Annotated in this window: 13 protein-coding genes and 2 pseudogenes; 9 read left to right on the forward strand and 6 right to left on the reverse strand. The window is 59.6% G+C overall.

Features of this window, described 5'->3' with window-relative positions; all coding sequences use genetic code 11:
* Positions 1–20 precede the first annotated feature (20 nt).
* Positions 21–428: an SMI1/KNR4 family protein gene (locus PSH78_RS26240; RefSeq protein WP_003187120.1), complete on the forward strand. Its 408-nt coding sequence runs from the start codon at positions 21–23 to the stop codon at positions 426–428.
* A gap of 21 nt (positions 429–449) precedes the next feature.
* On the opposite strand, the gene PSH78_RS26245 is transcribed toward PSH78_RS26240, so the two are convergent.
* Positions 450–2,213 (reverse strand): cation:proton antiporter, encoded by a 1,764-nt coding sequence (locus tag PSH78_RS26245; protein WP_305497704.1) that lies wholly within the window; start codon positions 2,211–2,213, stop codon positions 450–452.
* 266 nt (positions 2,214–2,479) lie between these two features.
* Between PSH78_RS26245 and PSH78_RS26250 the strand changes: the two genes are divergently transcribed.
* The gene (locus PSH78_RS26250) at positions 2,480–2,965 is read left to right on the forward strand and encodes an acyl-CoA thioesterase (protein WP_305497705.1); all 486 of its coding nucleotides are present in this window, start codon (positions 2,480–2,482) and stop codon (positions 2,963–2,965) included.
* 123 nt (positions 2,966–3,088) lie between these two features.
* Here PSH78_RS26250 and pdxY read toward each other — a convergent pair whose 3' ends face one another.
* Positions 3,089–3,961 carry a pyridoxal kinase PdxY gene (gene pdxY / locus PSH78_RS26255; RefSeq protein WP_305497706.1) on the reverse strand — a complete coding sequence of 291 codons (873 nt, stop codon included), beginning with the start codon at positions 3,959–3,961 and terminating at the stop codon, positions 3,089–3,091.
* A 119-nt stretch (positions 3,962–4,080) separates the two neighbouring features.
* Here pdxY and PSH78_RS26260 point away from each other — a divergent pair, with 119 nt between their 5' ends.
* On the forward strand, positions 4,081–4,503 hold the full coding sequence (locus PSH78_RS26260; RefSeq protein ID WP_305497707.1) for a DUF3301 domain-containing protein: 423 nt from the start codon (positions 4,081–4,083) through the stop codon (positions 4,501–4,503).
* A 12-nt stretch (positions 4,504–4,515) separates the two neighbouring features.
* On the opposite strand, the gene PSH78_RS26265 is transcribed toward PSH78_RS26260, so the two are convergent.
* Positions 4,516–5,496 (reverse strand): GTP-binding protein, encoded by a 981-nt coding sequence (locus PSH78_RS26265; protein WP_305497708.1) that lies wholly within the window; start codon positions 5,494–5,496, stop codon positions 4,516–4,518.
* A gap of 27 nt (positions 5,497–5,523) precedes the next feature.
* On the opposite strand from PSH78_RS26265, the gene PSH78_RS26270 reads away from it, so the two are divergent.
* Positions 5,524–5,877, forward strand: coding sequence for an NADH:ubiquinone oxidoreductase (locus PSH78_RS26270; RefSeq protein ID WP_305497709.1), 354 nt, complete (start codon positions 5,524–5,526; stop codon positions 5,875–5,877).
* On the opposite strand, the gene PSH78_RS26275 is transcribed toward PSH78_RS26270, so the two are convergent.
* Both PSH78_RS26275 and zigA read right to left on the reverse strand, forming a co-directional pair.
* On the reverse strand, positions 5,874–6,515 hold the full coding sequence (locus tag PSH78_RS26275) for a DUF1826 domain-containing protein (protein WP_305497710.1): 642 nt from the start codon (positions 6,513–6,515) through the stop codon (positions 5,874–5,876). The genes PSH78_RS26270 and PSH78_RS26275 overlap by 4 nt on opposite strands.
* Positions 6,515–7,723, reverse strand: a complete 1,209-nt coding sequence (zigA, locus tag PSH78_RS26280; protein WP_305497711.1) for a zinc metallochaperone GTPase ZigA — start codon at positions 7,721–7,723, stop codon at positions 6,515–6,517. The genes PSH78_RS26275 and zigA overlap by 1 nt, the downstream gene beginning before the upstream one ends.
* Before the next feature lie 134 nt (positions 7,724–7,857).
* Between zigA and PSH78_RS26285 the strand changes: the two genes are divergently transcribed.
* The 5 genes and pseudogenes from PSH78_RS26285 to PSH78_RS26305 all read left to right on the forward strand — a co-directional run bounded on the left by PSH78_RS26285 (position 7,858) and on the right by PSH78_RS26305 (position 11,670).
* Positions 7,858–8,250 carry a glutamine synthetase gene (locus PSH78_RS26285; RefSeq protein WP_370871036.1) on the forward strand — a complete coding sequence of 131 codons (393 nt, stop codon included), beginning with the start codon at positions 7,858–7,860 and terminating at the stop codon, positions 8,248–8,250.
* Between the two features lie 106 nt (positions 8,251–8,356).
* A pseudogene (gene folE2, locus PSH78_RS26290) lies at positions 8,357–9,251 on the forward strand (GTP cyclohydrolase FolE2).
* Positions 9,248–9,917: pseudogene (locus tag PSH78_RS26295) on the forward strand (metal ABC transporter ATP-binding protein). The pseudogenes folE2 and PSH78_RS26295 overlap by 4 nt, the downstream one beginning before the upstream one ends.
* A complete protein-coding gene (locus PSH78_RS26300) occupies positions 9,917–10,783 on the forward strand; it encodes a metal ABC transporter permease (protein WP_305497712.1) in 867 nt (288 codons plus the stop codon). The pseudogene PSH78_RS26295 and the gene PSH78_RS26300 overlap by 1 nt, the downstream one beginning before the upstream one ends.
* A gap of 11 nt (positions 10,784–10,794) precedes the next feature.
* On the forward strand, positions 10,795–11,670 hold the full coding sequence (locus PSH78_RS26305; RefSeq protein ID WP_305497713.1) for a metal ABC transporter substrate-binding protein: 876 nt from the start codon (positions 10,795–10,797) through the stop codon (positions 11,668–11,670).
* Positions 11,671–11,684: 14 nt separating this feature from the next.
* Here PSH78_RS26305 and PSH78_RS26310 read toward each other — a convergent pair whose 3' ends face one another.
* Positions 11,685–12,206, reverse strand: coding sequence for a DUF3617 domain-containing protein (locus PSH78_RS26310; RefSeq protein ID WP_305497714.1), 522 nt, complete (start codon positions 12,204–12,206; stop codon positions 11,685–11,687).
* Positions 12,207–12,249 lie beyond the last annotated feature (43 nt).

Raw genomic sequence — 12,249 nt, forward strand, 5'->3', positions numbered from 1 at the left:
GAGAAAGAGGATCCCCGGACGTGGAAGAAATCATCGAACAACTGCGTGAAGCCAACGAACCTGTACCGGTTCCACTGGAGTTGCCTGACGAAGACTTGCTGGTAGAGATCGAGGAGCAACTGTTCATCGATATCCCGTTCGTCTTCAGGGAGTTTTTGCTGACTGTCAGCGACGTCGTCTATGGCAGCCTGGAGCCGGTGACCGTTACCGATCCGCAATCCCATACCTACTTGCCCGACGTGGCAGCCAATGCCTGGGATGCGGGTGTCGATCGCAGCCTGATCCCGATCTGCCAGGACGGCGACGATTATTATTGCGTCGAAGAAGACGGCACTGTGGTGCTGTGGCAGGCCGAGGAAGAGCTGATTGCCGAGGAAACCTGGGAATCGGTCTGGCACTGGGCACGGGATGTCTGGCTGGAAAGCTGACGCGCCCATGCCTGGCGCCGGTCAATGTCCGGACGACTCCTTGTGATTGTCCAACGTATCGAGCAAGGCCACCTGCATCCGCGTATGCAGGCGGACGAACCAGCGCCAGAGCAGCGCCGCCACCGCAGTCGCCACCACGGCAATCAATACCAGCAACTTGTTGGTCGGCAGGATACTGGCCGACAAGGCTGCCAGCAGCAGGAAAATCACCAGCAGCGAGAGGATCGGGATCACTTCGGCGATGACCCGACGCACGCGCTGCGTGTGGCGGCCGGCCATCTCCGGCGTGACACCCAGCTCCGCCAGCAGCATCGATAGCGCCTTGAGCTTGCGGTACGCAGCGATCAGGAACGGTAGCGACAACAACAGCGCCCCACCCCAGATCAATGCTTTTTGCCAGCTCGGATCACTGATCCAGGCTTGCAGGTAAACCGACATCCGCTCGGCGAAATAGCCGCCCGAAACAAAAATCGCGATGACCAATGCCAGGTTGACGCCGACCTGCAGCAGGATTCGCCTGATCATGGCGGCCACCATGGCGCTCTCGCCCTGTGGCTGAATACTGCGCAACCATTCGCCATACATGCCCAGCACGCGCGTCAGCCGTTGCGGCATTGCCGAGGCCAGCCTGACTGACAGCGGATCCGCGGCCCGGATCAAGTAAGGCGTCAGCAGCGTGGTCAGTACCGACACGGCCACCGCCACCGGGTAAAGAAAATCGCTGGTGACCTGCAAGGTCATGCCCAGCGAAGCGATGATGAACGAAAATTCGCCGATCTGTGAAAGTCCCATCCCGACTCGCAGGGAGGTGCGTCCGTCATTGCCAGCGATAAAGGCGCCGAGACCACAGGAGAGCATCTTGCCCAGCACGACTGCGCCGGTGATCACGGCAATCGGCCAGGCGTATTGAAGCAGGATCGCCGGATCGAGCATGAGCCCGATCGCCACGAAAAATATCGCGCTGAACAAGTCGCGCACCGGCTCTACCAAGCGTTCGATTTTCAGCAACTGCCGGGACTCGGCCATGATCGCACCGATCAGGAATGCCCCCAGCACCATGCTGTATTCAAGCTTCACCACCAGCAGGCAGAAGCCGAAGCAAAGTCCCAACACCGTGATCAGCAGCATCTCGTTACTGTCGAATTTCGCCACGTACGCCAGCAATCTGGGCACCAGCAGGATACCGATGACCAACGCCACGATCATGAACAACGATAACTTGCCGACCGTGGAGAACACCTCGCCGGAACTCACCGTGCCGCTGACGGCGATGCTCGAGAGCAAGGCGATGATGCCGATGCCGAGGATATCTTCGACGATGAGTACCCCGAAAATCAGCTGCGCAAAGCGCTCGTTTTTCATTTTCAGGTCATTGAGCGCCTTGACGATGATCGTGGTTGAGGAGATGGCCAGGATCGCGCCGAGAAACAGCGAGTCCATGGTATTCCAGCCGAACCAGCGGCCGATTTCATAGCCGATCCAGATCATCAGGACAATTTCGAGGAATGCTGCGATGAACGCCGTGGCGCCAACCTTGAACAGTTTGCGCAGGCTGAATTCCAGCCCAAGGCAGAACATGAGGAAGATCACCCCGAGCTCGGCCAGGGTCTTGATGGTTTCTTCGTCGTGGATGAAACCGAACGGTGGCGTATGCGGGCCGATGATGAAGCCGGCAACGATATAGCCCAGCACCACCGGTTGCTTGAAACGATGAAAGAGTACCGTTACCAGCCCCGCTACCAGCATGATGATCGCCAGGTCTTGAATGAAGCTAACGGCATGCATGGTGGCGCTCCTTGTGTGAAATGACTCAATGCGGAGTCGGGCGGTTCCGGTCCTTTTGTAGGAAATGCCTAAGTTGACGGGCTTTTGCAGGTTAACACCGCGACTTCCTGCAAAAAGACGGTGCAATATATGGAAACAGATCCACCCAAGCGTGACGGCAAGCAACGGCGCAGCGTCCCGATATGGGTGGCTGGAAAACGAGTGGCCACAACCCAACGCCCGCAGAGGCGCCTCCCCGAATTGCTGCCTTGAACCGTGAGAACGTTATGGAACCCGGAAACGCCCAGCTGTCGATGACGGTGTTGATGACCCCCGATATGGCCAACTTCTCTGGCAATGTCCACGGCGGCACCTTGCTCAAATACCTCGATGAAGTTGCCTATGCCTGCGCCAGCCGTTACGCCGGTCGTTACGTGGTGACGCTTTCGGTCGACCAGGTCATCTTTCGTGAGCCGATTCATGTCGGCGAGCTGGTGACGTTCCTGGCGTCGGTGAACTACACCGGCAACACGTCGATGGAAGTGGGCATCAAGGTCGTGACCGAGAATATTCGTGAACGCTCGGTGCGCCATACCAACAGCTGCTTTTTCACCATGGTGGCAGTGGATGACCAACGCAAACCTGCGCCCGTCCCGCCGCTGCACCCGCAGAACAGTGAGGAGAAGCGCCGCTACGAACAAGCCCAGCAGCGTCGACAGATCCGCCAGGAGCTGGAGCGGCGCTATCAGGAAATCAAGGCGGACGGGCCGTAAGCAGTCGCCGCAGATGCAATGTGGGAGCGAGCTTGCTCGCGATAGCTGTGTAACAGGCAACAGTCATGTTGAATGTAACGCCCTCATCGCGAGCAAGCTCGCTCCCACATTGAATTGCGTCAATCAAAGGCTGATCGGCGTGGCCTCGAAGCGCACGCGCGGGTGGGCGATCCGATCCTGGGCACGGACCAGTTGCAGCTCATAGCTGGCACACGCCTGGGTTTCCAGCAACACTTCGTGTACCGCCGAAGCGGTGAACTCGAATGCCGCCACCAGGCTGTCGCCCAACAGTATCCGCGCCAGGAATAACCCCGACGTCAGGTCGCCTACCCCTACCGGCTGGCGAGGAAACGCCAGCAATGGACGACGCAAGTGCCAGCCTCCATCAGCCGTGACCAGCAACATCTCGAAGCTGTCATCGGGCTTGCCGGGATAAGCCAGGTGCTTGACCAGCACAACCTTCGGTCCACGAGCCAACAGCCCACGAGCCATGGCCAGGCAATCGAACAATGATTGCGCCTTGCGCCCGGCAAAACTGTCCAGTTCCAATTGGTTCGGACACATGATGTCCGCCACGGCAGCGGCCTCTTCCAGCAGAAACTCGCTCACCTCGGGCGCCACGATGCAGCCCTTCTCCGGATGCCCCATGACCGGGTCACACAGATACAGCGCCTTGGGGTTGCAAGCCTTGATTCGCGCAACGCCTGCAAGGATCGCCTGCCCCTGGGCCGCGCTACCCAGATAACCGGACAGCACCGCGTCGCAGTTGCCCAGCTCGCCAATGGCCGCGATCCCCTCTACCAGAAGTGGAATCTGGGCAGGCGCCAGCACTTCTCCGGCCCACTGCCCGTATTGGGTGTGATTGGAAAACTGCACGGTATTGAGCGGCCATACATTGACGCCGACCCGCTGCATTGGAAACACGGCAGCACTGTTGCCGGCGTGACCAAATATCACATGGGACTGGATGGCAAGCAGATGAGGCGTACGTTTCATGCAGGAAGCTTCCGTAAAACGAATGAAATTCAAGCGGCGCAGTATGCGACTAAACGCAGCCTGTACGACAGACCGGCGACGCAGTTAAGCTGACGGCAACTTGTTGGAGCACTTCGTTCATGCTGACCCTTGGAAACATTTTCGTGCTGATGCTGCTGGCTACCGGTGCCGCTTGGCTGTGGCACAACCACGGCTTGCGCGAACGGGCTCTGGCGAGGGTCATGCAACACTGCGCCAATCTCAAGATCGAGCTGCTGGATGGCAACGTGGCGCTGCGCAAGATCGGATTCATGAAAGACGGCAGCGGGCGACGGCGCCTGGCGCGTGTCTATAACTTCGAATTCACAGTGACGGGCGAGACGCGTCATACCGGCACCATCACTCAATTCGGCGCCCACAGTGCACACATCGAACTGGCCCCCTATCCGATGCCGTTCGAAGAAACCGCGCAGGCGCCCATCGAACCGGTCCAGACCCGGCCCCGGGCCGAGGTTATCGAGCTGAGCCAGTGGCGTCAGGAACACAATAAATGGAAGCCCTGAAACGAGGCTGATTTAAGGGTGTCGGCAGCTCGCCAGGCCCGCTTGAAGGATTTCCACGTCTTGTGGTTCGGCGAAAATCAGTTCGATTCGCGAATCCTGGCGCCACTCGCTCGCTTGCCACTCCAACAGCCCTGCGTCCAATGCATTGACGGAAACCCAACCGCCCTCGCTGTGGATAACCACCTTTGCGCGTTTCCAGTCTTTGCCGTGCAGCCATCGAGACAGCTGCACGACGTCAAATCGTTGATCTGGATGCCAGCGCCAACCGATGCTCCAGCTTTCGCCCTGCTGCCGATGCAGGCAGATCGGCAAGGTCGGGTCACTCCAGATGGCCGGCATCTGCGCCAGGCTCTTGGGCACATTCAAGTTATCCACAGCCAGGTTATCTACAGCTCCGTCGCCGCGATTCGCCAAGCCGGGCAGCCGATCAATCGGCAACGCAGCCTGATGGGTCCAATACAGCGCAGTCTCAGGCAATTGGGAAGTAATGACCACGCGATCGGCGTCGGTAAGGTCTTCGGACTTGTTTAGCACCAGCAAACCCGCGTCTGCCAGGACCTGTCGTTGCGCATCGGGCAACGGCTTGCCGTTCGCCATTGCTTGGGCATCCAGGACCAGCACACAAGGCTGGATCGTCAGCACGCCAAGCCAGGGCGCTTCGTTCAGCTGTCGCAAGAGTTGCGCCGGATGACCCAGCCCGGATGGTTCGATGAACAGACGGTGCGGCCGCGCCTTGCGCAATAAACGGCCTAGGCCGATCTGAAACGGCGCTCCGTTGACGCAACACAAACAGCCCCCGGCCACTTCGCCCAATGCGATACCATCGGCGGCCTGGGTCAGCAGCGCGGCATCCAGGCCGATCTGGCCGAACTCGTTGATCAGCACGGCCCACCGCTCATCAGCCGGACGCTGAGCCAGCAATTGCCTGATCAGGCTGGTCTTGCCTGCTCCCAAAGGGCCGGCAATCACATGGGTGGGTATGTTCTGCAACATGAGCGATAGCTTTCGACGGAGGTTTAAATGCGCATGATCGGTTGGCTGTTACTGCTGCTGACCTCGAACCAGGCCTTGGCCCAGGCATGTGTAGTGCACAGCCAGGCGGAACGGCTCGATGTCAAAGTCTGCCAGCAGAACCGCAACATTCCGCAAAAACTGTTCGCCGACGGCTTCTGCCAACCCAGCCTGGCCGGACAGAAAGTCGATGTGCAGTATGTCGATCAGTGCCCTGGCGGGGCATTTGGCATTTGCAGCAACGCCCAGGTCGCCAATATGCCTTATCGCCAGGATATTCACTATTACGGCGTGGCCACCGATGCGGCTTACCTGAAACCCTTTTGCGAAAGCCAAAGCCAGGGAAACTGGCTCAAGCCTTAGGCCAGCCAATCCAGCGAAAGGATCAAACGCCGCTCGCCGGGCGCCAGTTGCGGTGAGCGATGGATCAGCCCATAGCCTTCATTGCCTTGCCACTTTTCACCTTTGAGCAGCGCCACATCACCGCTGCGCATCTGCTGAATCAGACTCGCGTCGGCAGGCTCTGCTTCAGGCTGGGCCAACCGTCGACGGTCCATGACGCCTTCCATGAGCCATTGGCTGCCGACGCCGGCATAGGTGGTGATCAGCCGCACCGGCACATGGTCGACGTGAAAACGCGGGCACATTGCGTCATCCAACGCGCGTAAGCGCAGACCGACGCGCCGGGCACCGAGGAGGCAGGCAAACGCACCGACCAGCCAGGCGACATCCGCGACGAACCCTTCATATCCATGCAGATCGCCGAAGCCCGCGGCAAGGCCGTGCAACACCGGCTGCGTATCCTCGCCCGGCAATTCAAGCACCATCGACTCGGCCAGGGGTTGGTCCATCGAGAGCACCATCGCCGCGAAATCGCCGATATGCGCCGGGAGGTGACGCTGCCACACAGCCAGGTTGGTGTCGTCCTCCAGGATCTGCGCGAAGGTAAGCGGCGTGTCTCCGTGGACCTGCCGCAGCTGCTTCAGACGAGGCGCCAGCATCACGCCGCAACCTCGTCATGCCACGGGCCGAACGGGTCTGGCAGCTGCCGCCAGCGCTCGATGCCCAGGCTCATCTCCGCGTCGGTGAGCAGGCAAGCGTCCAGTTCGGTGGCGAGCAGCGCGAAGTCTATATTCTGGCCAATGAATACCAGCTCCTGGCGGCAGTCCCCAGAGGCCTCCAGCCAGTTTTTCATGATCGCGGCAATGCTCTCCTCATCCTGCGGCCACTGGTTTTTCGGCACGAACCGCCACCAGCGCCCGGCGAAGCCGTGACGCATCAAGCCGCCGGCCTGGGACCAACTGCCGGCTTCCTCATGTTTGCTGGCGAGCCAGAAAAAACCTTTGGAACGCAGCAGTGTGCCGTTGGTCCATGGGCGGTCGATAAATTTGAAGAATCGTTGGGGATGAAACGGGCGGCGGGCGCGGTAAGCAGTCGATGCGATGCCGTATTCCAAGGTTTCGGGCACATGCTCGCCGCGCAACTCCCGCAGCCAACCGGGCGCCTGCGCCGCGCGTTCAAAATCGAAGCGGCCCGTATCGAGGATCTGCCCCAACGGCACCTGCCCCATGACCATGGGAATAACCTGCGCCTGGGCATTCAGGCGCGACAGGATTGCGCTCAACTCTTCTCGTTCGGAGCGGCTTATAAGATCAATCTTGCTGATCAGGATCACGTCGGCGAACTCGATCTGCTCGATCAGCAAGTCGGTTATCGAGCGCTCGTCTTCTTCTCCCAGGGTTTCGCCCCTGGTGGAAAGGTTTTCGGCGGCCTGGTAATCCTTGATGAAGTTCACGCCATCGACCACCGTCACCATCGTGTCGAGCCTCGCAACGTCCGCCAGGCTGCGCCCTTCTTCATCGCGAAAGGTGAAGGTTTCGGCGACCGGCATCGGCTCCGAAATGCCCGTGGATTCGATCAGCAGATAATCGAAGCGGCCCTCCCTGGCAAGCTTGCCCACCTCCTCCAAGAGATCCTCGCGCAGCGTGCAGCAAATGCAGCCATTACTCATTTCGACCAATCTTTCCTCGGCGCGATTGAGGGTGACATCTCGCTGCACTTCGCTGCCATCGAGGTTGATCTCGCTCATATCGTTGACGATGACGGCGACGCGAAGGTTGTCGCGATTACGCAGCACATGATTGAGCAAGGTGCTTTTACCAGCCCCGAGAAATCCGGACAGCACGGTAACGGGAAGACGGTTGGGCATCAGGTTATCCTCATCGGGGCGGCCGCTTTGTGGCTCGTATCAGGTTTCGGTTCGGCTAAGGGGGTCATCTTTCTTGATGTTATAGTATTACACTTGAATACAGCCAACCCTTTTCCGCATCTGAGTTCTTATAAATGCCCAACCTCTTCAAATACCTGTTCGCAGCGCCACTGCTGCTGATAGCGATGGGCGTTTCGGCGCAAGGCGCTTTGTTGGGCAACTGCACTCGCAGCGCCAATGTGCTGGCCTGCGTAGATGGACAGGGCAATGCCTACAGCGTCGCTACGGCGGGCAATACAATTTATCTGCGTGGATATGAGGTGGCTGGCCACCGCTACTGGGCCCAGACAAACAGCCGATACGGCCAACTGACCTTCTTCACTGGACTGGCCTCCGATGGCGAAGCTTGGGTTGGATACAGTCGCCGTGTGGGCTGGACGACAATCAACCGTTTCTCCAGTTCTGGCGGTACTAGGGGCAGTTTTATGTGCGGGCGCATGAACGGCTGCCAGGATTCTTCACGCTGACGTTTCACGTGGAACTATCGAGATGAAACTCTGTTCATGAAAAAGGTCTCGTCGATTTTATTGTTATACTATAACATCAAAAACGAACCTCTCATGGACCTCGAAAATGAACGCGTTAACTCTGCCGGACATTGCGGCGCAGGCGTCTCGTCAAGCCATGCCGCTGGATTGGGTGGGCATGTGCGGCATCGCCGTGCCGGTGCTGGTGGACGGCCAGCGTTTGAGCGCCTCTGCCGATGCGGGCGTCAGTCTCGATGATGGCGAAGCGCGTGGCATCCATATGTCGCGTTTGTATGTGGCACTCGAAAAGCTTGAGGACACCGCGCTCTCTCCGGACTTGTTACGGCGGATCCTGCAAGAGTTTCTGGACAGTCACGAGGGTCTGTCCCGGAGTGCCTCACTGACCCTGCGCACCGATCTGATGTACAAGCGCCCCGCTTTGATCAGCCCATTAGCCGGCTGGAAGCGTTATCCCATCGTTATCAAAGCGCGCCTTAAACACTCAGTGTTCCACGTGGAACTTCAAGTCGAAATTCCTTACTCATCCACTTGCCCTTGTTCGGCAGCGCTGGCGCGGCAGTTGATCCAGCAAAAATTCCTCGACGATTTCTCGAATACAAACCTGGAGCACGCTGAAGTTCTCGCGTGGCTAGGTTCTCAGAAAGGTATCGTGGCCATCCCTCATAGCCAACGCAGCGTCGCCATCCTGAACCTACGCTTGGACGCCAAGCTCGATGAGTTTCCGGTGTTACCGCTGATCAACGAGGCGGAGGCGGCACTCGGCACCGCTGTTCAAACCGCCGTCAAACGCGTCGATGAGCAAGCCTTCGCGCTCGCTAATGGGCAGAACCTGATGTTCTGCGAAGATGCCGCGCGGCGCTTGAATATAGCGCTGAGACCGCTGCCCTGGATTTCCTCTCTTGACGTACGAGTCGTTCATGCGGAAAGCCTGCACGCCCACGACCGTCGCCCAAAGCCATTGGCAACGGGAGGACTCATGATTCGTTGCCAGGGATTGAGTTGGGGTATCCCCGGGCACCCTCTCACTCCACCTCTGCACATGGAGCGCCCGGAGGGCAGCCTGACCGCAATCATTGGCGCCAACGGATCAGGCAAAAGCAGCCTGCTGAAAAGTCATCGCCGGGTTACAGAAGCCATTGACCGGGAAGGTTTCGCTCAACGTTCAACGGCGCGGCGGCGTGTCGTTCCTGCCTCAACAGCAGCACCTGGATCGGCAATTTCCCATCAGCCTGCAGGAATTAGTGGCGGCAGGTTCCTGGGGTAATCGACAGGAACCTGCCGTACGCAACCAACGACTCAAGGCGGTTCTAGACGACTGGGCCTTGAGCGGCCTGGAACACCGTTCGCTGATGGCGTTGTCGGGTGGCGAGTTGCAACGGGCGCTGCTCGCGCGACTGAGCCTGACCGAAGCGCCACTCCTGTTGCTGGACGAACCCCACGCAGCCCTTGATGAACAAGGCCAGGCACTGCTGTGGAAAAACATTCAGCGATGGCATCGCGAAGGGCGCACCTTGCTGGTGGTTTGTCACGATTTGGCTGCGGTGCATCAGCACATCCCCCATACCTTGCTGATCAATCCGTCCGGCTGCGTATTGGGTCGCAGCGCCGAATTGATCGCCCCGACGCCTTACACACAGGTCGCTTGATGCTCACCGCCACCCACTTCTGGCAGCCGTTCCAGGAATTTGTCTTCATGCGCAGGGCCTTGTTGGGCGGCCTAGTGCTGGCATGCAGCACAGCTCCGCTAGGCGTGTTCCTGATTCTGCGGCGCATGAGTCTGATCGGCGATGCGGTAGCTCACGGCATCTTGCCGGGCGCGGCCCTGGGTTTCTGGTTCGCCGGTCTGAGCCTGCCAGCCTTGACGGTGGGCGGCCTGGGCGCCGGCTTGAGCATGGCCGGGCTGGCGGCCTGGATCACCCGCCGCACCGGCCTGCGGGAAGACGCCAGCCTGGCGGCGATCTACCCCATCTCCCTCGCCGCCGGGGTGTTGATCCTCGGTATGTCCGGTAAACGCCTGGACTTGCTGCACCTGTTATTCGGCTCGGCGCTGGCGGTGGACGGCCCGACACTCACCGGCATGCTTTGGGTTTCGGCGGCGAGTCTGGTGGCGATGGCGTTGATTTACCGCCCGCTGTTACTCGACACCCTGGACCCACTGTTTCTGCAAACCGTCAGCCGTCTGGGTCCACTGTCCCACGGCGTATTCCTGACCTTGGTGGTGCTGAACCTGGTCATCGGCTTCCAGGCCATCGGCGCGTTGATGGTGGTCGGCCTGATGATGCTGCCGGCGGCCGCGTCGCGATTCTGGAGTCGTCGCCTGCCGATGTTGATGCTGGTCGCTGCATTGCTCGGTTGTCTCTCGGTGTGGCTGGGCCTGCTGTTGTCCTTCTATTTTTCGCTACCCAGCGGGCCGGCCATCGTCCTGGTGGCGGGCGCGTCATATCTGTTGTCCGTGGTATTCGGTCCGGTGCACGGCTTGCTGCGCCGCCCGCCCCTGCTCACATCCCAATGAGGTGTTACCTGATGCGCGCCCTGCTCCTGATATTCAGCTTGATGCTGTCCATGTCCCTGTCTGCTGCTGAAAAACTCAGCGTGGTGACCAGCTTCAGCATCCTTGCCGACATGACCCGACAAGTCGGCGGCGAGCATGTCCAGATCACCAACATGGTGGGGCCGGACGCTGACGCACATACCTATGAACCCACGCCGGACGACGCCAAGGCATTGCTCGGGGCGAAACTGATCATCAAGAATGGGTTGGGCTTCGAGCCGTGGCTGGATCGCCTGGTGACCAGCACCGAAACCGGTGCCCCGGTCATCAGTGCCAGCCGTGGCGTGATTCCACGCTCGCTGGAAGAAGATGGCGAGACCATCCCCGACCCGCACGCCTGGCATAACCTCGCCAACGCCGTGCTTTATGTCGGCAACATTACCAAGGCACTGGAGGCGGCCGACCCGGCGAACAAGGCCGACTACGAACGTAACAGCCAGGCGTACCTGAAGAAGATTTATGCACTACTCGCCGAAGCCAAGGCGAAGTTCGCTGCGTTGCCACCGGGCAATCGCAAGATCGTCACGTCCCACGATGCGTTCGGTTACCTGGGCCAGGCTTATGGTATCGAGTTTTTGGCGCCGCAAGGGTTGTCTACCGAGCGTGAACCGTCAGCAGCGGAAGTCGCTGCGTTGATCACCCAGATTCGTCAGGCGAAAGTCAAAGCCGTGTTCATGGAAAACATCAAGGACGCGCGCCTGCTCAAGCAGATCGCCGACGAAAGCGGCGCGCACATCGGTGGCACGCTGTACTCCGATGCCCTCGCCGCCAGCGGACCGGCCAGCACCTTTACCGGTCTCTTCGAATACAACCTCAACACACTCTACGAGGCACTGGGCCGGCCCTGATAACAGGCCGCTGATCAAGCCCTCGGCTTGACGGTCCCGCAATCCTGCCCCAGCCATACGGCGCGGGTGTCCAGGCTGCCGTTCTGCTGGATACCCGTGGCGTTGAATGTGCCATTGACCTTGGTGGTGAATTCGCGATCGCTCTGGAATGTCGCGACACCGTTGCCCTGGGCTTTCGGGCAACTGAAGCGGAATTTCCACTGGTTGCCGGTACGCTCGGTGATCTGCTGCTTGCAGCCTGATTGCGGATCCTGCAGCGGGATGTCATTGGTCTGCACCTGTGCCGGAGTCAGGCACACCCGGATCCCCTTGCCCCCCATGGTGATGCCCTGCTTTTCGAGCATTGCCCGCTGTTCAGGCGTCATCTGGTTCTGCAGTTGACCCAGGATCAATTGCAGGTCCGGCAGGTTCTGGTTGTCGACTTTCATGTTGCTGGTCGTCAATTCCCACAAGCCTGGTTGAAGCATTTGCGCCTGAGCCGCCACAGGAACCGACAAGCCAACGGCCAAGGCCAAACCCAGCAGACGAACATTCATTGCGCAAACTCCAGAAGACAAGTGGCCGTTAGACGCCGCCTTC

Origin of the sequence: Pseudomonas sp. FP198 (assembly GCF_030687895.1) — a bacterium.
GTDB lineage: Bacteria > Pseudomonadota > Gammaproteobacteria > Pseudomonadales > Pseudomonadaceae > Aquipseudomonas.